15 protein-coding genes are annotated in these 18,741 nt (G+C 70.5%); 6 read left to right on the forward strand and 9 right to left on the reverse strand.

The window, feature by feature from the left end; translation table 11 throughout:
- Window positions 1-33: 33 nt before the first annotated feature.
- The 3 genes from TR33_RS06560 to TR33_RS06570 all read right to left on the reverse strand — a co-directional run bounded on the left by TR33_RS06560 (window position 34) and on the right by TR33_RS06570 (window position 2,816).
- Window positions 34-402: a VOC family protein gene (locus tag TR33_RS06560; RefSeq protein WP_042282175.1), complete on the reverse strand. Its 369-nt coding sequence runs from the start codon at window positions 400-402 to the stop codon at window positions 34-36.
- Window positions 403-468: 66 nt separating this feature from the next.
- Entirely contained in the window at window positions 469-1,155 is a 687-nt protein-coding gene (locus tag TR33_RS06565) for a response regulator (protein ID WP_042282177.1), read from the reverse strand.
- Window positions 1,152-2,816, reverse strand: a complete 1,665-nt coding sequence (locus TR33_RS06570) for a sensor histidine kinase (protein ID WP_017535920.1) — start codon at window positions 2,814-2,816, stop codon at window positions 1,152-1,154. The genes TR33_RS06565 and TR33_RS06570 overlap by 4 nt, the downstream gene beginning before the upstream one ends.
- Window positions 2,817-3,042: 226 nt before the next feature.
- Between TR33_RS06570 and TR33_RS06575 the strand changes: the two genes are divergently transcribed.
- The 3 genes from TR33_RS06575 to TR33_RS06585 are packed head-to-tail and all read left to right on the forward strand — an operon-like array spanning window position 3,043 to window position 6,160.
- The gene (locus TR33_RS06575; RefSeq protein WP_017535921.1) at window positions 3,043-4,035 is read left to right on the forward strand and encodes a tripartite tricarboxylate transporter substrate binding protein; all 993 of its coding nucleotides are present in this window, start codon (window positions 3,043-3,045) and stop codon (window positions 4,033-4,035) included.
- On the forward strand, window positions 4,032-4,613 hold the full coding sequence (locus tag TR33_RS06580; RefSeq protein ID WP_017535922.1) for a tripartite tricarboxylate transporter TctB family protein: 582 nt from the start codon (window positions 4,032-4,034) through the stop codon (window positions 4,611-4,613). The genes TR33_RS06575 and TR33_RS06580 overlap by 4 nt, the downstream gene beginning before the upstream one ends.
- On the forward strand, window positions 4,613-6,160 hold the full coding sequence (locus TR33_RS06585) for a tripartite tricarboxylate transporter permease (RefSeq protein ID WP_014910077.1): 1,548 nt from the start codon (window positions 4,613-4,615) through the stop codon (window positions 6,158-6,160). The genes TR33_RS06580 and TR33_RS06585 overlap by 1 nt, the downstream gene beginning before the upstream one ends.
- A gap of 74 nt (window positions 6,161-6,234) precedes the next feature.
- On the opposite strand, the gene TR33_RS06590 is transcribed toward TR33_RS06585, so the two are convergent.
- The 5 genes from TR33_RS06590 to msrA form a co-directional block, all read right to left on the reverse strand.
- Complete coding sequence (locus TR33_RS06590; RefSeq protein WP_042282181.1) at window positions 6,235-7,311, reverse strand: acyltransferase; 1,077 nt, start codon at window positions 7,309-7,311, stop codon at window positions 6,235-6,237.
- 189 nt (window positions 7,312-7,500) lie between these two features.
- The gene (locus tag TR33_RS06595) at window positions 7,501-10,398 is read right to left on the reverse strand and encodes a type I polyketide synthase (protein ID WP_036568491.1); all 2,898 of its coding nucleotides are present in this window, start codon (window positions 10,396-10,398) and stop codon (window positions 7,501-7,503) included.
- Complete coding sequence (locus TR33_RS06600) at window positions 10,395-11,063, reverse strand: class I SAM-dependent methyltransferase (protein WP_020379971.1); 669 nt, start codon at window positions 11,061-11,063, stop codon at window positions 10,395-10,397. Before TR33_RS06600 ends, TR33_RS06595 begins: the two co-directional genes overlap by 4 nt.
- A 66-nt stretch (window positions 11,064-11,129) precedes the next feature.
- On the reverse strand, window positions 11,130-12,407 hold the full coding sequence (locus TR33_RS06605; RefSeq protein WP_017535925.1) for a styrene monooxygenase/indole monooxygenase family protein: 1,278 nt from the start codon (window positions 12,405-12,407) through the stop codon (window positions 11,130-11,132).
- A gap of 904 nt (window positions 12,408-13,311) precedes the next feature.
- The gene (gene msrA, locus TR33_RS06610) at window positions 13,312-13,980 is read right to left on the reverse strand and encodes a peptide-methionine (S)-S-oxide reductase MsrA (protein WP_152472959.1); all 669 of its coding nucleotides are present in this window, start codon (window positions 13,978-13,980) and stop codon (window positions 13,312-13,314) included.
- A 133-nt stretch (window positions 13,981-14,113) separates the two neighbouring features.
- Between msrA and rarD the strand changes: the two genes are divergently transcribed.
- From rarD to TR33_RS06625, 3 genes are all read left to right on the forward strand, one after another.
- Window positions 14,114-15,055, forward strand: a complete 942-nt coding sequence (rarD, locus tag TR33_RS06615) for an EamA family transporter RarD (protein ID WP_017535928.1) — start codon at window positions 14,114-14,116, stop codon at window positions 15,053-15,055.
- 122 nt (window positions 15,056-15,177) lie between these two features.
- A complete protein-coding gene (locus TR33_RS06620; RefSeq protein WP_017535929.1) occupies window positions 15,178-16,011 on the forward strand; it encodes a hypothetical protein in 834 nt (277 codons plus the stop codon).
- A gap of 201 nt (window positions 16,012-16,212) precedes the next feature.
- A complete protein-coding gene (locus TR33_RS06625) occupies window positions 16,213-17,433 on the forward strand; it encodes a hypothetical protein (RefSeq protein ID WP_017535930.1) in 1,221 nt (406 codons plus the stop codon).
- 67 nt (window positions 17,434-17,500) lie between these two features.
- On the opposite strand, the gene TR33_RS06630 is transcribed toward TR33_RS06625, so the two are convergent.
- On the reverse strand, window positions 17,501-18,697 hold the full coding sequence (locus tag TR33_RS06630; protein ID WP_042282183.1) for an FAD-dependent monooxygenase: 1,197 nt from the start codon (window positions 18,695-18,697) through the stop codon (window positions 17,501-17,503).
- Between the last annotated feature and the right edge of the window lie 44 nt (window positions 18,698-18,741).

Genomic DNA, 18,741 nt, shown 5'->3' on the forward strand with positions numbered 1-18,741 from the left:
ACACGCGCCGTCGCCTCCGTGTCGTCGTCCCGCTCAGGCGGGGACGTGGCTGACGGCCTCCACGTTGTTCCCGTCGGGGTCTCGGACGAACGCGCCGTAGTAGTGCTCGTGGTATTCGGGCCACACCCTCGGCTCGTGCAGGACCTCGGCCCCGCTCTCGACCGCCGCCGCGAAGAAGGCGTCGACCGCCGCGCGATCGGCCGCGGTGAAGGCGATGTGCGACTCCCGAGCGGGCCCCTCGATCTCGGCGGGAGAGATCCAGAAGGCGGGCTCCTCGCTTCCGTAGCCGATCACCGGCCCGTACTGGAGCATGCGCCGGTGGCCCAGGGCCCCGAGGACGGCGTCGTAGAAGGAGGCCGCGGCCTCGGGGTCGGCGACCTGGATGCCAAGGTGATCGAGCATGCCCCGAGTGTGACACGCGCCACCGACGTTCTCGTGAAGGCCCGCGCCGTGGGGAGACGAACGCGCTCAGGCGACCCACCGGTAGAGGTGTTCGGGGCGCCCGGCGGAGCCGTAGCGCATGCGCAGTTCGGCCCGACCGTCGGCGCACAGGTGTTCCAGGTAGCGGCGGGCGGTCACCCGGGAGACCCCGGAACGGTCCGCGACCTCGGCGGCGGACAGCTCGTCCCTCGACGCGCGCAGCACCCCCGAGACCAGGTCGACGGTGGCGGCGGTGAGCCCCTTGGGGAGGGAGCGGGCCGCCGGTGGGCGCAGCAGCCCGAACAGTCGATCCACCTCCTGCTGGGTGGCCTCCCCCGGCCCGCCCTCCATCTGGCGGCGGGCCACCGCGTAGCGTTCGAGCTGGTCGCGCAGGGCCGCGAGCGGAAAGGGCTTGAGCAGGTAGTGGACGGCCCCGCCGTGCAGCGCCGAACGCACCTGGGCGATGTCGCGGACGGCGGTGATCATGAGGAAGTCGGGCTGCGGGGTGTCCGGGTCGGAGGTCGCGCGCAGGGTGCGCATCACGGAGATGCCCGAGGCGTCCGGCAGGTGCAGGTCGAGCAGGATCAGGTCCGGTCGATGACCGCGCACCTGGGCCAGGGCTGCGGCCGCCGTGTGCGCCGTGCCGACCACGGTGAACTCGGGGACCGACTCCACCAGCTCCTGATGGTTCCGGGCCACGCGCACGTCGTCGTCGACGATCAGGACGCGGATCATTCCCCGACCCCCACCGGCACGGCGACGGGCAGGCAGGCGGTGAAGACCGCCCCCTCCTCCTCGTCCGGTTCCTCCATCTCGATGCTTCCCCCTCTGCTCTCGCACACCTGTTTCACCAAGGCCAGGCCGAGGCCCCGAGTGCCTCCGTCCCGTGATGCCTTGGTGGTGAATCCGTATCGGAAGATCTCCTTCGCGACGTCGTCGGCCACCCCGTGCCCGGAGTCGGTCACCCGGATCTCCAGCAGGTCGTGCGGCAGGTCGGTGTCCACGTCCCGGTGCAGTCGCACCAGGAGCTCGACCCACCCCTCTCGGCCGACCGCGTCCAGGGCATTGTCCACCAGGTTGCCCAGAACGAGGAGGGCGTCGGCCCGCGGCTCGGCGTACAGGGGCCCCGGAACCCGGGTCAGCGGGGAGAGACGCAGGTCGACGCCGCGTTCGGAGGCCTGCGCGGACTTGGCGAGGGTGAGGGCGGCCAGGGCCGGGTCGTGGATGTGCTCGGCCACGCCGCTGGAGGTGCGCGTGTGGGTGGCGGTGAGTTCCGCGAGGTAGGCGCGGGCCTCCTCGTGGGCTCCCAGTTCGAGCAGCCCGGCGACGGTGTGCACTCGATTGGCGAACTCGTGGGCCTGGGCCCGCAGCCCCCGGGTGACGGTGCGGGCTCCGTCGAGCTCTCCGGTGAGCCGATCGACCTCGGTCCGGTCGCGGAGGGTCACCACGGCTCCGGCCTCGCGTCCCCGGATCCTTACCGGCATCCGGTTGGCGACGAGGACCCGGTCGCCGGCGAGGAGGATCAGGTCGCCGCCCCGGTCGGCCCCGGTGACGATGTCGCGGGCCCGCTCGGACAGGCCGAGGTCCTCCAGCCGGAGCCCCTCGATCTCCCCGCTCAGACCGAGCAGCTCGCGGGCGGGACGGTTGACCAGGACGACCCGGTCGTGGGCGTCGACCGCGAGGACGCCTTCACGCACGGCGTACAGCAGGGCCTCGCGGCTTTCGAGCAGGGTGGTGATGTCGGCCGGTTCCAGACCGTGGGTCTTGGCCCGGACCCGCCGGGACAGCATCCAGGAGCCGCCCACCCCCACGGCCAGGACAAGGGCCACGGCGGCGAGGATCGCGGGGACGGCCGCACGGGTGTCGCCGCCGGCGCTGGAGGTGAGGATGCCCAGGGACACGTAGCCGACGACCTCGCCCTTCGCGTCGCCTCCGTTGACCGATCCGCCTTCGGAGAACACGGGGATCTTCGCCCGGACCGTACGGCCCTGGGTACCGTCCTGGACCCCGCTCCACTCCGTCCCCTCGGCGGCGGGGCCGGGCGGGGTGGACACCGTACGCCCTATGAGCTCCTTGTTCGGGTGGGTGTACCGGGTGCCCTCGGGCGAGGCGATGACGAGGAAGTCGGTGTCCGTGGCCGCGACCAGACGGTCGGCGAGCGGGTCGAGGGTGGCGGCGGGGTCGGGCTCCTGAAGCCCGGCCACCACCTCGGGCATGACGGCGACCGAGCGGGCGACGGTGAGGACGCGCTCGGCGTACTGGCGGTCGGTCTCGCGATCGACGTGGAGCGTCCACAGGACGCCGACCCCGGTGAGCGCCACCGTCAACAGGCAGACGTAGCCGATGAACAGGGATCCGGTGAGGGTGAGGCGGCCTCGTGCGGGCGGTGAGGTCATGGGTACTCCAGTGGCCGGGTACGGGGCTCCCGGGCCGGTGAACGCACAGGTCGACGTCGTGCGATCGGGTTTCACGAACAATACGACCAATATGACTCCAGTTTTAACAAAGCCCTCACATGCGGGTGTCCGCCGTCACACTGTGGTGCGGATCTCCCCTGCGTCTGCGTGTTCGTCTGCGCCGGGGACGTGCACAGACGATCGAGACGATCGAGAGGAGAGGACGATGCGTGATCGTGGCGTGTTGTTCCGTGTGGTGGGAGGGCTCTGTGCCGTCCTACTGGTCGGGACGGCACTGTACGACGTGCGGCAGAGCGCCGCCTCCGGCGACGGTTCTCAGGAGAAGCTTCTGCTCATCGCGCCCGCGGCCCCCGGCGGAGGCTGGGACACGCTCGCCCGCGAGATGCAGAACGGCCTGCGTGAAGAGGAGCTGCGCTTCAACGTCGAGGTCCGCAACGCCGAGGGCGCGGGCGGCACCATCGGCCTGGCGCAGACCGCCGGCCGCGACGGTCAGGCCAACGTCCTGACCATGACCGGCCTGGGCATGGTGGGCGCCGTGGAGACCACCGGCTCCCCCTACTCGATGGAGGACTCCACCCCCATCGCCCAGCTCGCCTCGGAGTATCTGGTCGTGGCCGTACCGAAGGACTCGCCCTACGAGGACCTCGACGATCTCGCCGAGGACTGGACCGAACGCTCGGAGACCCTGCCGGTGTCGGGCGGTTCGATGGGCGGTGTCGACCAGATCTTCGCCGCCCGGGTGGCCCAGTCCATGGACGTGGCCCCCGGTGAGATCAACTACCTGCCCTACTCGGGCGGCGGCGAGGTCCTGACCTCACTGCTGTCGGGCACCTCCGAGGTCGGCTTCGGCACCCTGGGCGACTTCAGCGACCAGATGGAGGAGGACGGCCCGCTGCGCGCGCTGGCGATCTCCTCCCCCGACCGTCTGGAGGGGGTGGACCTCCCCACCATCCTGGAGCAGGGCTACGACGTGGAGATGTCGAACTGGCGCGGGGTCATCGCCCCTCCCGGGTTGAGCGACGAGGAGGCCGCGGCCCTGGAGGAGCTGGTGCGCGAGCTGCTCGCGACCCCCTCCTGGGAGGACACCCTGGAGCGCAACCGATGGACCGACACCTTCCAGGACCGTGAGGAGTTCTCGGAGTTCCTGGAGGAGGAGGTCGCCCTGACGCAGGAGACCGTAGAGGAGTTGGGTCTGTGAGGGACGACGTGACCGAACGGACCGGATCCGAGGTCCCCGAACCGGTGACGGAGACGGAGACGAACGGGCCGGACGAGAGTACGCAGGCCCCTTCCCCCGAGGAGACCGCCTGGAGCGGCCCCGGAGCGTGGGTCGTCCCCGCCCTGGTGGCGATCCTCGGCCTGGTGGCCGTGTGGGGCGCCCTCACCATCGAGGCCCCGCCCAACGCGACCCGGCCGGGTCCCGGCGCCTTCCCCGGCGTCGTGGGCGTACTGCTCCTGATCACCGCCGTGTGCATGACCGTGGTCAACCTTCGAGGGCGGGGCTCCGAGAGCGGTGTCTCCCCTCTGGCCTGGTTCGAGGGTCGTCCCGTGCTGATCGTGCTGGCCGGGCTGGTGGCGCACATCGCCCTGCTGGAGATCCTGGGCTGGCTGCTCGCCGGCGCTCTGTTGTTCTGGATCGTGGCCTACGCCTTCGGCGCCCGCGCCCATCTGCGTGACGCGATCGTGGCGCTGTCGATCTCGGCCGCCGTCCAGGTCGGCTTCTCGTTCGGGCTCGGACTCAACCTGCCCGGCGGCTTCCTGGAGGTGCTGCTCTGATGGACACCCTGCTCAACCTGGTGGACGGGCTCTCCGCCGCGATGAGCCCGCAGAACCTGATGTGGGCCTTCCTCGGCGTCCTGCTCGGCACCGCCGTGGGCGTCCTGCCCGGCATGGGTTCGGCGATGGCGGTCGCCCTGCTGTTGCCGGTCACCTTCCGCCTCGACCCCACCGGCGCGTTCATCCTGTTCGCCGGCGTGTACTACGGCGGCATGTTCGGTGGCGCCACCACCTCGATCCTGCTCAACACCCCGGGGCAGGCCTCCTCGATCGCCACCACCTACGAGGGCCACAAGATGGCGCTCAAGGGTCGCGCGGCCCAGGCCTTGGGCACCGCGGTGATCGGTTCGTTCGTGGCGAGCATCCTGGGCACGCTGATCGTGGCCCTGTTCGCCCCGGTGATGGTCGCGTTCGCGCTCAACTTCGGACCCGGCGAGTACTTCGCGCTGACCGTCTTCTCCTTCGTGGCGGTGGCCGCGGTGGTGTCCGGTTCGGTGCTGCGCGGTCTGGCGTCGTTGCTGATCGGTCTGGCCATCGGCATGGTGGGGATCGACGGACAGAGCGGCGCGGCCCGTTTCGACTTCGGCTCCTCCAGCCTGCTCGACGGCATCGACATCGTGATCGTGACCGTGGGTCTGTTGGCCCTCGGAGAGGTGCTGTACATCGCCGCGCGGGGCCGGTCCGCTCCGGACTTCGCTGCGATCCGTACCGGCCGCCCGTGGCTGGGCCGACGTGACCTGCGTCGTTCCTGGAAACCGTGGCTGCGCGGTACCGCCCTGGGTGGCGCCTTCGGCCCGATCCCGGGCAGCGGGGCGGAGATCCCGACGTTCCTCTCCTTGGGTCTGGAGCGCAAGCTCGCCGAGCGCCGCGCCCGCCGCAAGGGCGAGGAGAACGAGTTCGGCGAGGGCGCGATCGAGGGTGTGGCCGGTCCCGAGGCGGCCAACAACTCCAGCGCCGCCGGCACTATGGTCCCGCTGCTGGGCCTGGGTCTGCCCACCTCGGCGACGGCCGCGATCATGCTGGCCGCCTTCCAGCAGTACGGACTCCAGCCGGGCCCGGTCCTGTTCGAGCGCAACGCCGACCTGGTGTGGACCCTCCTGGCCTCGCTGCTGATCGGCAGCGTGCTGCTCCTGGTGATCAACCTGCCGTTCGCCCCGCTGTGGGCCAAGCTCCTCAAGCTGCCCAAGCCGTACCTGTACGCGGGTATCACGCTGTTCTCGGTGCTGGCCGTGTACGCGATCAACACCTCCGTGATCCACCTGGTGATGTTGACGGCGGTCGCGCTGCTGGGATTGGTCATGCGGACCTTCGGGGTCCCGGTGGCCCCCGCCCTGATCGGTGTGGTGCTGGGACCGATCGCCGAGACCGAGTTCCGGAGGGCGCTGGCCGCCTCCTCCGGGGATCCGACGATCCTGGTGGGCAGCGGCATCTCGATCACGCTGTACGCCCTGGTCCTGCTGGTGGCGGTGGTCCCGCTCATCGCCCGGGCCCTCCGCCGACGTACCGCTCGGGCGGTCGACGCTCAGGAACCCGCCGCACGGTCCTGAGCCCCGCCCCTCCCTGAACGGCCCCCGGGTTCCGTCTCCCGGGGGCCGTCGTCGTGCGCGCGTCCGTTCTTCGATCAGACGGTGGAGCGCAGCAACGGGATCCGCTGGACCACGGCCACCAGGAGCATGCTGATCGCCATGGTCGCCAGCGCGTATCCGGCCGCGGCGACCAGGGCCATGAGGCCTTCGGGCACCCCGCCGAGATCGCGCAACGTATAGAGCACCATGACGTGGACGAGGTAGACGCCGAAGCTCAGCCCGGACACGGAGGCGACCACCCGATCGACCGGTCCTCCGGCCCGCACCCGGGAACCGAGGGAGCGCAGGAGGAGGAAGGCCCCCACGGAGGCGAGGACGACCATCGGGGAGAGGAAGTCGTAGACGTAGGCGGCTCCGCTGCCCCACTCCCCCTCGAGGGTGGCCGCGCCCCAGGCCCCGACGGCGGTGGCGGCGGTGCCCAGGACGAAGGCGATGGCTCCGCGTCGCGTGTCACGAGGGTCGTCGTTCCGGGTGACCAGGAGCCACCCCAACAGGTAGTAGCCGAGGAAGGGCAGGAACCGGGTGGCCGCGGTGACCCCGCCGACCCCGTCGACCAGGCCCAGCAGTTGGTCGGTCGCGCCCAGGGCCAGGGTCGCCCCCGCGAACCACCAGAGTCCGGCGCGCGGAGTGTGGGCCACCACCGTGCGCAGGAACGGGGTGAAGAGGTAGAGGCCGGCGATGACGTAGAGGAAGTAGAGGTGGATGGAGGGGGAGCCCGAGGCGGTCTGGGAGACGGCGTCGAAGACCTCGATCCCGTCGCGCCACCGCTGCCACACCAGGTAGGCGAGGGTCCACAAGACCAGCGGAACGCCGATCTTGGCCCACCTCTTGCGGTAGAAGGTCCCGACGCTCTCCTCCTTGGGCCTGAGGAGAAGGGCACCACTGATCATCACGAACACCGGCACGCACCAACGCAACGCGGCGTCCACGACGTTCGCGGCCCACCACGTCGGACCACCGAGGTCGGCGTAGATGGTGCTCACCAACGGGGAGTAGGCGTGCACGAGGACGACCGCGATCATCGCGGCGACACGCGCGAACCCGATCCAGGTGGTGGACGGGATCGTCGCGGGGGACGCCGGGGTTACGGGGAGGGCTTTATCGACACGCACCCACTACCGATACCACTTCGTTACCATCGGGCTCAACCCCGATTCTCGTTCTCCCAGGTGGGAGCCTCGACCCCGGGCCACCCGATCACGACCTCACACGCCGTATCCCTCCCCGCGCTCTCCGAGAACACGAGAAGGTCCGGGGCTCCCACTCGAGTGGGAGCCCCGGACCGGGACGACGGCGCGGGGTCAGGCGGTGTTCGTCGCCGGCGGGGGCAGCAGCTCCTCCAGGGCCTTGGCGATGGAACGGATCGTGGGTTGGTGATCCGGTAGCGCCGTGGGACGTTGCGGGAGCGCCTGGAGAAGGGTGGCCCGCAGACTCAGCAGGTGGAGTGAGTTCACCCCCAGGTCCGCCAGGTCGGTGTCCAGATCATGGTCGGTGACCTCGACGGCGGCCAGGTCCGCCACCTCACGATGGACCTGGTCCAGCACCACGGCGTGACGCTCGACCCCTTCCAGATGGGCGATGCGGTCCGTCCATCGGTCGGAGACGCTCGGGGTCCACGGCGCCGGTTCCACCTCCAGGGGTGCGCAGGCGGCGGTGAAGGGCCAGGTGAGCGGGATGTGGTGGGTGTAGGCGTGCGCCGCGACACGTGCCGGCCCCAGGGGTTCGTGTTCGGGATCCCCGGCCGCGGTGATGTCCAGGGTCAGGTGGTGACGGGCCCGGGTGTGGGCCATGGCCGGCCCCAGGACGGGCCGGGGCGAGATCTCCACGGCCAGGGTGGCGCCCGATGCGCAGGAGATGGTGGCCTGCTCGAACTCGACCGGGGCACGGAGTTGGCGGACCCAGTAGTCGGCGGTCAGGTCGGTACCGACGATGGGACGACCGGTGACGGTGGAGACCATCTCCACCTCCCCCGGCTCGGGCCGCAGACCCTCCAGTTCCGCGGCCAGGAGGGACTGGAGCCCCTCCACGTGCCGGCTGTGGGCGGGAGGCGCCTGGGAGACACGGGTGTTGCGCACCCCCCGTTCGGTCAGGTCCGCGACCAGGGCGTCCAAGGAGTCCCGATCTCCGGAGAGCACGACGTCCCGTGGCGAGTTACGGCAGGCGATCTCCAGCCCGTACCGGTCGGTGAGCTCCTGTGCCTCGTGCGCGTCCAGTTGGGCGGCGACCAGACCGCCCTCATGAACGATCCGTTCCAGAAGGGTGGAGCGGGCCCGTGCCAGGCGCGCGGCCTGATCCAGCGGAAGGATGCCCGCCACATGGGCGGCGGCCACCTCTCCCATCGAGTGCCCCACCACCGCGTCCGGGACCAGGCCATAACGGTCGCGCAGCGTGTGGGCCAGGGCGACCTGGACCGCGAAGGTGGCCTGCTGGAGAAAGGCCAGACCGAGCTCACCGGTGTCACCGGGTCGCCAGGGCAGCTCCAGCTCCCGGAGGACGGCCTCCAGGTGCTCGGCGAACATCGGATCCTCGCGACGCAGTCTCAGGCCCATACGAGGATGGGCGCTGCCCTGTCCGCCGAACACCCACACCTGACGCCACGGCGAACGCCCCTCGGTGGGGCCGACGAGATCCGGGTGGGATCGACCCTGCGCCAGAGCCTCCCAGGCCTCGGCCGAACCGGCGGTGTTGGGCGCCGACAGCACCGCGGCCCGCACCCGGTGGTGGTCCCGGCGTCGGACGAGATGATCCCCGATCCGGCCCGCGCGAGCACGGCCGGGACCGGCGACGGCCGGAGCGAGGACCTCCGCCGCGGCGCGCACACCGGACTCGGTGGGAGACGAGACCGGAAGCGCCAAGGCACCGCCCACGGAAGCCGAGGTCAGACCGCCGCGGCGTCCACGTGCCGCGGCGGGGACCCGGCTCATGATGGTGTGACCGATGGCCCCGGAGAAGCCGAGCCCGGTCACCCCCACCACCTTCGGCGGGATCTCCACGGCTTCGGTGGCGACCGTCAGGCCTTCGCCCAGATCCGGGTTGGGCTCGGTGTGTCCGGTGGTGGGCGGGACGATCCCGTGGTGCAGGCTCAGCGCCGCCGCGACCACGCCGGTCAGGGCGGAGGCCGCCTCCGCGTGCCCCCACAACCCCTTCACCGATCCGACCAGGAGCGGACGGTCCCGCTCGGGTCGGTCGAACACCTGCCTCAGGGCGGCCAACTCGGCCCGGTCGCCGGCCCGGGTGGCGGTGCCGTGACCGATCAGGTAGTCGACCCGTTCCGGGCTCAGACCGGCCTGGTCGTAGACCCGGGTGAGCAGCTCGGCCTGGGCCGGCCGTGAGGGCATACCGGTGCCGGCCGAGCGGCCGTCCGCGCCCATCAGGGTGTGGTCGATCAACGCGTAGACGCGGTCCTGGTCGGCCCGGGCCCTGGAGTAGCGGCGCAGGACCACGGCGACCACGGCCTCACCGCGTACGTATCCCCGGGCTCCGACGTCGTAGGGGAGGCAGGCGCCGTCCTCCGCCAGGACACCGCCCTCGACGAACGCCCGGATCACCACGGGGTCGGCACAGGTGTTGGTGCCGATGACGATCGCGGTGTCCACCCTCCCCTGGGCCAGGTCGCGGTGGGCCGCGTCCAGAGCGGCCATGGACGCCGAGCAGGAGGTGTCGAAGGTGACCAGGGGGCCGCGGGTGTCGAGCCAACGCGAGACGGGCGTGGCCAACATGCCGGCACCGCCGGAGGCGAGGTCCACCAGACCGGGGCGGGATCGCCGCCCGAAGGTGGTGAGGGCCTCGTCCGGGGTGGCGTTGCCCAGGTAGACACCGGTGGAGGGCCCCGCCAGGGTGGAGGGCGCCAGCCCCGCGTCGGCGATGGCCTCGGCGACCACCTGCGTGACCAGGGTCTGGGTGGGCGACAGGTGGGCGCCCTCGGTGGCGCGCATCCCCAGCACGGTGGCGTCCAGGGATCCGGCTTCGGGCAGGGTCAGGTGGGCGACCGGCCACGGGGTGTCGGAGCGGTCCTCCGGGTGGAGGCGCTCGGCCATGGCCCGCCATCGCTCTTCGGGGTAGCGGCCGATCGCGCTCTCGGCCGCCAACAGTGCGTTCCAGGCGCGATCGGGGCCGCGCAGATCAGGGCCGGAACCACCCGGCAGGCGTAGACCGATACCGGTCAGGGCCGCCGATGTGGAGGGAACCGGGGTCCTCAACGGGCCACCCCTCGCCACAACGCCACTCGGCCCACGATGTCGATCTCCACATCGTCGAACCGCTCGCGCAGGGCGGCGCGCAGGTCGTCCAGGGAGTCGCCCCGGTTGTCGAAGACACCGCGGTCGTTGAGCAGCTTGAGACCGGCGCGGCTGAGCGCGGTCTGGCGCACCCCGTGGCTCAGGACGGTGGCGCCGGCGAACGTGCCCCCGGGCCGCAGAACGCCCGCGATGTGGTCGAACACCGACGACTTGGCCTTCAGGTCGCTCCCCCGCACGCAGTGCAGGACCATGGACAGCACCACGACGTCGACGCTGTTCTCCTCCATGGGGAACGGCTTGGTCGCGTCATTGTGGTGAAGGGTGGGGGCGTAGCGGGCCAGACGCGCGCCGGCCACCTTCAGCATGTCGGGGTTGGTGTCCATCAGGTGCAGGTCGAGCTTGTCGCGGTCGACCCGGTGCAGGTGCCCGCCGTCGGCGGGACCGATCTCCAGCACGGTGTCGCCCTCGTGGACGACCTCCCGGTGCAGGTCCAGGACATAGCGGTAGTTGCAGCCCCACAGGTAGGGGTAGGTGCCGTGCACCACCAGGGCCTGGTAGCCGCGGTCGACCAGGGTCGGGTTCCACCAGGCGGACGCGGTGGGGGTAGAGGCCACAGAGGGGGACATGGGGATCTCCAATGACTGGATAGGGGATGAAAGGGGTGGGGAAGGGATCGGGTGGGTTCGAAGGGTTCAGGAGACGGGGAGCGCCTGAGGCAGGACCGAGGCCAGGTAGGCGCGGGCCTGTTCGGGGTCCATCAACCACTCGGCGTAGGAGCGCGGGTCGGCCAGACCCTCGATGATCCGGTCGGCGACCGGCTGGTGGAAGGTGGCGGCGCCGAACACCTCGCCCACGTGGGCGGGCGCGTCGGGCTCCCACATTCCGTCCAACATCTCCGACAGCCCCGAGGCCGCCGCTCCCATACCGGTGTGCGCGCCGTCCTGCCCCGACCAGAAGCCGTCGAAGGTCTCCTGCATCCACTCCGGGGTGAACCCCTGGTCTCCGTGGCCGAGGATGCGCTTGTAGTAGTGCTGGGCGCTGTGCACCGACAGGTTCGACTCCTGAGCGGCCATGGGGTCGGTGGTCACCACCATGTCGCCCAGACCGAGGACGTGCCCGCCGGAGGGGAGCTGGGCGATGGCCCGTCGCGCGTGCGGGCTGATCCGATGCGTGCTGGTGCTGCGCTCGCCGATCAGCTGGGCGTGCACGATGCGCTCGTACATGTCGGGGAAGTAACGGCCGACGATCTCCTTGGCCCGACGCAGCTGCTCGTCGGGGCCGGGGCGGTCCGGCCATGAGTCCATCGGGCCGCCGGGGTTGGAGACCAGCTGGAGGATGTGGCACTCGCCCTGGGTGGTCAGCACCGGAGCGAGGATCCCGCGCACCTCGCGGGCCGACCCGACCAGGGCCAGGTCGCCACCGGACGAGGCGTACGGTCCGGGCGGCACGTCGTCGATGAGGACCTGGGCCACCGTCCGCTCCTTGGCGCGGGCGATGTCGGAGTTGTGGTCGAACAACTGCCCCAGTTCGCCGCCGCCGACGGCGACCACGATCAGGTGGAACATACGGGTGAAGTAGTCCAGGTCGGTCACGGTCACCCCGTGGATCACGACCTTGCCGCCGCGGTCCTCGAAGGACTCCAGCCAGTCGGCCATCTTGATCCGGTGGTCCACCGACACACCGGGGGCGGCGAACCGGCCGCGCACGGCGGCGGGGTCCCCCTGCGGCGGGTGCAGGAGCAGGTCCACGCCGGTGATGTGCGGGGCCATGCCCTCCCACATCGTCAGGTCCAGGACCCGTTCCCGCGCGACCGCCTCTCCCAGGGTGAACTGGAACAGGGGCAGGGGACCGGTACGGATCTCCCCCGACGCGGGCGAGTTGATGACGGTGACGTCATAACCGGCCCTCAGCAGCTGGTGGGCCAATATCAGCCCCGAGCTGCTGGCTCCGACGATCAGGATCTTCTTCATGAGGGCTTCTCCAGGGTGATACGCGGCAACCGGGTCAGAGTCGTGTGCGCGGCCGGGCGGGAACGGGTGTCCGCGAAGTGGATCTCGTCCACGTGCGAAGTTCGACCGATCCGGCCCGGGCGGGGCCGCGTCCGTTCGGGACGGGGGGTGTGCGCCACCCCGACCGCGGCCCGGTTCCGTTCTCGACCGGGACCAGAGCGTGGTCGACGGCCCGTGAGGCCGGGTGGCGCGGCAGCCCGCGCCGGAGCGGCGGACCTCCATGAGGGAAAGGAGTTGCGCATGTGACTACTGTGCCCTGAAATCACCTATAACACCTATTGGGTTGCCGGGATCTCTCCGAAGAGTGATAAAGAGGACACCTCCCGCGTGAGGCGTCGATAGCGCAATGTGAGTTTCTTCTGGAGAAATGCCTGCTTAGACAGGTCGAAGGTTTTCGGACCTCACCTAATGCTCTTTATGAACCCAGAGGCATGGACCGAAAAGCCCTGGTGGTGGCGCACCCGAGAGGTTCGAGTCGTCCACGGAGGCGACCCGCGGGCCCTTCGGTATCTCCAGAACGTGGCCGCCCGCCCAATCCGGAGTGAACGCGACCTCAAGAACCCCGGGACGCCGAAAACACCTGCTCCGACGTCCGACTACTTCATAAACGAGGATCGCGGAACGCCCCTATCCCCGTCCGCCGGCGAAACGGAGGAATCGGGGAGGTCCCATGGCGGAATCATCGGAGGACGTTCCTCGTCACGGCCCACTTCGCCTTTCACGACCTCCGGTCGAACGGGGGCCGACCACCTCGGTGGCGGTCCGGGAGACACGACATGGCTCCCCCGCCACTCCACGACACGAGCCCCGGGCCCACACCCCGGGTGGGGCGGGCCCGGGGCTCGCGTCGGTCGGGCTTCGCGGTCTACTCGTCGCCCGTGGAGGCCACGCCGATCGGGCAGCTCGCGCCGGTCCCGCCGATACCGCAGTAGCCGTTGGGGTTCTTGGCCTCGGACAGGTACTGCTGGTGGTAGTCCTCGGCGAAGTAGAAGTCCCGGAGCGGCGCGATCTCCGTGGTGATCTCCCCGTAGCCGGAACGCGTCAACACCGGCTGGAAGGCGTCGCGGGTGGCCTCGGCGGTCTCCCGCTGGGCCTCGGAGTGGTAGTAGATCGCGGACCGGTACTGGCTGCCCACATCGTTGCCCTGCCGCATGCCCTGCGTCGGGTCGTGCCCCTCCCAGAAGATCTTGAGGATCTCCGCGTAGGAGATGAGCTCAGGGTCGAAGACCACGCGCACGACCTCGGCGTGCCCGGTCAGTCCCGAACACACCTCTTCGTAGGTGGGGTTGGGCGTGAACCCGCCGGCGTAGCCCACGGCGGTGGTGATGACGCCCTTCTCGGCCCCCAGCCGCCAGAACACGCGCTCGGCTCCCCAGAAACAGCCCATGCCCAGATCCGCGATCTCGGACCCGTCCGGGTAGGGCGGGGTCAGGGCGGTGCCCAACACGGTGTGACCGAAGGGAGGCTCGATCGGGGTCTCCCGCCCCGGCAGGGCGCGGGCGGGGTCGACCATGGTCGTCTTTCTACCGAACATGTCTCCAGGCTATCCGCCTCGTCCAGGGGTTCCCAGAGCCGTGCGCGCCCCTGTGGACGATCCACCCGAAGTCCATCGCATACGCACGATAAAAACAGCGACAGATGCGGGGATTCGTCCTACGATTGCCTTTGTGCCGGAATCCAATCGCGGCGTCGCCCTCGGGGCCGGCGCCTTCCTCCTCTGGGGCTTCGCCGCCCTCTACTGGCCCTTCCTCTCGGCCTCCGCCCCGGCCGAGATCCTCGCCCACCGCATGGTGTGGGCCCTACTCGCGATGTGCGTCTTCCTCCTCCTGGCCCGTCGGGGCTGGTCGTGGCTGCCGGCCCTGCTCAGGGATCCGCGCAAGCTGCTGTTGGTCGCCGCGGCCGCCGTCCTCATCTCGCTGAACTGGTGGGGGTTCATCTACGCGGTCTCCATCACCCAGACCCTCCAGGCCTCGTTGGCCTACTTCATCAACCCCCTGATGACCGTCGGCATGGGTGTCGTGTTCTTCTCCGAACGCCTGCGCCGCACCCAGTGGATCGCGATCACCCTGGGCCTGGCCGCCGTACTGGTGATGACGGTGGCCTACGGGTCCACCCCCTGGCTCTCCCTTCTGATGGCGAGCTCCTTCGCCTCCTACGCCGCGGTGAAGAAGTACGTGAACCTGGACGGGATGCAGAGCCTGACCGTCGAGACCCTCATCATGTTCCTGCCGGCCCTGGGCTACGTGGTGTACCTGGAGGCGACCGGGGCGGGCACCGCCTTCTCGGTCTCCCCCGCGCACACGGCCCTGTTGGTGGGCGGCGGTTTCGTGACGGCCCTGCCGTTGCTGCTGTTCGGGGTGGCCGCCCGCCGGGTGCCGTTGAGCATCATCGGCATGCTCCAGTTCATCGCCCCGACGATGATGTTCCTGATCGGTTGGCTGCTCCAAGGGGAGGAGATGCCCCTGAGCCGGTGGATCGGTTTCGGGTTCGTGTGGCTGGCGGTGTGCGTCTTCGTCTACGACCAGGTCCGCAACGCCCGTCGCCGATCGGCCGCCCGGGCATCGGTCACAGAGGTCGTCGAGGAACCTCCGGTCTCCCGACAGGGCTGAACTCGGCGTTCTCGGTTCCGGCGAACCGAAACTACCCTCAGTGACTCTGTGCTAACGTCTGGTCGTGGGCGTCGGGTTCCCTTACCCCGCCCCTCCCCGGTCGTATGTCTCGGAGGGCCTCAGTGAAGCCTCGCATCAGCCGCCCCGGCACGCTCCGTGCCGCGTCGGCCGTGTGCGCGGCCCTGCCCTCCTTCATCGGCCTTCCCCTGTTGCTCGGCGCCTTCCTCACCGTGTTGTGGCTGTCGGCGGCGCCCGCGCAGGCCGAGGCCCTGAGCGCTTCGGAGCCCCTCCAGAGTCTGGGCCAGGGCCGGACGCTCGAACGGGTCGAGGAGGTCGCCGCGCCGGTGACCGACACCCTCGGCACCGTCCACCAGCGGCTGGAAGAGGGCACCGGCGAGGCGGCGGCCACCGCCACGATCCTCCCCGAGCCCTCCGTCTCCGAGTTCCGCGGCGAGGTACGCGGGGTCTTCACCGAGGTCGACCGCGTCCGTGAGGAGGCGACCGAACTCGGTCCGCTCCCCATGCCGTCCGTCCGCGAGACGACCACCGCGAGCCCCGACACGGTCGAGGCCCCGAAGGACGAGGCCGCCGACGAGGAGGGCCCTCGCCCCTCCCGAGAGATCCAGGAGACCGAGGCCCCTCTCGACTCCGTGCCGCCCACGGAGCGGATCACGTCCGCACCGGTCTCCGGCGGAGCGAACGAGGCCCCGGGCGAGAACGCCACCGTCGACGACGACACCGACGTCGAGCCGGTCGCCGAGCCGCACCGTGCCCAGGGCACCACCGGTTCCCCGGCACCCTCCACCGGAGGTCCCGCCCCGGCCGCCGCCGTCGCCGGCTACCTGGCCTCCGCCACCCTGCCCGGCCCGGACTCCACCGCCGTGCTCATCGGGTCCCGCGCGCCGCACGCCGGCCCGACCGACCCGGCCGACGACCCCACGGTCTCGCCCGACTAGCGAACGGACCGAGCGCGCCTTCACGCGCGCCCCGGACCCGTTCCCAGCACGTCCTTCTTCTTCCTGGGAGCTGACCTGAGTCCCGTGCCGTCGTTCACGTGATTCACGTCAGCCGGTGGTCCACCCGGCTCCGCAAGGCCGCCGTCCCCACGACGGCGCGGCCGTCCCGTCAACACATGGCTTCACGAGGGAAGGAACCCCATGACCAAGACCCGACGCCTCTCTGCCCGAACCATCCTCCTCGCCGCCGGAGCGGCCGGGTTCGTGGCCCTCGGTTCCGGTGTCGCCGGAGCCGAGGGGCTCCAGGCGCCGCTGAACGACGTGGTCTCCCCGCTCGCCGAGCAGGCGCTCGTCAAGGGCGTCGCGCCGACCGTGAACAAGATCGCCCCCGAGGGCGTCACCCCCATCGCCGGGGCCACCTTGGAGGAGCTCCAGGCCAGCGCCAACGACCCCGGCCGCGGCGCCCCCGACCTGGGCGCCGCCCTGCCGGACTCCCCTTTGGCGAACACGCTCTCCGAGACCCGTAGCGCCACCGGCATGGACGGGAACCCGCACGACACCATCGGTCACACGGCGGGGGCGGCCCTGGAGTCCACCGCGCAGGACGCGGGCGCGTCCCTGGAGTCCACCGCCAAGGGCGCCGGAGACCGGTTCGAGCAGTCCGCGAACGAGGTGCTGCCGCACACGGTGGTGGCCGTGGCCGAGCTGCGCGACGAGGTGCTCACCCTGCCCGAGGCGGGCGACCTCCGGCTCCCCTCGACCGACTCCGCCCGACTGCCCGAGCTGTCCGAGGCCCCCTCGCTCACCGAGGTGACCGACCTGGGCTCGGTGACCGATCTGACCGGCGGCAACAGCCTGGAGCTTCCGGTGGAGGGCTCCACCGAGCGGATGAGCCACACGGAGGGCTCGATCCCGACCGCGCCCAACGTGTGGGACCTGGCCGCCGGCTTCGGTGTGGAGACGCCCAAGCGGATCCAGGACGTCGTGGAGTCCACCGAGTTGACTCAGGACAACTACGTCAGCCTCGGCGAGGAGGAGGTCCTGGGCATGGTGGGCAACCGCGCCTGGGACGACGCCCCGGCCGTCGTGCCCCAGAGCTCTCCCGAGGCCCCGGCCCTGACCGACCTGACCGGCGCGGTGGTCGACGGGGTCTCCTCGAACGGCCTCTCCGACTCGGTGAGCCTCAACGGGCCCCTGGCCGACAACGAGCTGCCCCAGGTCGCCGAGGGCGTGGACACCACCACCGTCGAGGACCTGGTCGCCGGACTGAGCCGCGGCACCGACCTGCTCAACGACATCGACACCAGCGACCTGGTGTCGATCGAGGGCGGCACCGTCGAGCCCGAGACCCCCGAGGGCATGACCCAGCACCCCACCTTCATGGACCTGCCCGGTTCCGAGGCCCTCCCCGTGATCAGCTAGCCCACATACGCCTCATCGACGGCGCCGTCCCCTTCGGGGCGGCGCCGTCCCTCGTCCTCGGAGGGGATCACGCACCGGCCCCGGCGGGGAGATGCTCGTCCAAGGGGAGGTTGTAGGCCTTCCTCTGCTCCACCGACGGCCTCATCCTCTGTCCCAGCCGGGAGGCCCCGTCCAGGAGCCAGGACCGTACGTACGTTCCGATCGCCCCGGAACTCGGGACGAAGATCTCGCCGTTCGCTTGGGACGTGAGGATGTTGGCGTCGACCAGACCGCGCATCGCCCGTTCATAGGCGGGAAAGGCGACCCGGTGGTCGCCGCGTGCCTTGGCGAGCTCTCCGCCGAGGACGCACGCGCCCGTGAGGGCGAGGGAGCCTCCCTGAGTGGTCATCGGTTCGAGCGCGTGGCCCGCGTCCCCCAGGAGGACCGTTCGGCCCAGGCTCCAGGAGTCCATGCGGACCTGCGCCGAGGGGGTCGTGTACGTCGTGCGGGCGTGCTCCATGGCCTCCAGCAGACGCCTCGTCTCCTCGCCGTCCCTCTCGAAACGTTTCCGGAGCAGTGCCCGGTGGCCCTCCACGTCGGTCAGGGGTTCGGGGTCGCGGGTGAGGAGGAAGCACTCCAGCAGCTCGGTGTCGGGGGTGGGCTGGAGGAGTGTCCCGCGTCGGGCTCGTGCCCGTCCGATCATGTGGCGTACGGGTCCCAGGTGATTCTCGATGTCGAAGAGGGCGATATTGGTGCCCTTGTAGTGGAGGAAGCGCTCTTCGGGGCCGAAGACCAGGGAACGCACGCCGGAGTGGGCTCCGTCGGCTCCGACGACGAGGTCGAAGTCGCGTGAGGGCCGGTTCTCGAAATCGACGAGGATGCCTTCCTCCGTCTCCCGGAGCCCGGTGACCGTGTCGTCGAACAGGTACTCCACGTCGTCTCGCACGTGCCGGTACAGGAGTTCGGCCAGGTCTCCGCGTCGGATCATCAGCCCTGTCTCGTCGGAGAGCCGCGGAGCCCCGTTGGGCATCACCAGCCGGTGCCCTCCGTAGTCGAGGTGGATCTCGTCGGGTGTGGGGCCGCCCGCCCTCCTGGCCTCGTCGAGGACGCCGATCCGTCTCAGGGCGTCGATCCCGACCCCGTCGATCTGGATACCGTGGCCTCCGGCGCGAATCTCCGGAGCACGCTCCACGATGGTGGGTCGGAAGCCGTACGCGCGCAGCAGGTGCGCGAGCGCCGGGCCGGCGATCCCTCCCCCCGATATCAGGACACGCGGTCCGGACATATCGACCTCCCGAGAAATGAACGACGCTTTTTTCATATTGTACG

This window comes from Nocardiopsis alba, from assembly GCF_000710955.1.
Lineage (GTDB): Bacteria > Actinomycetota > Actinomycetes > Streptosporangiales > Streptosporangiaceae > Nocardiopsis > Nocardiopsis alba.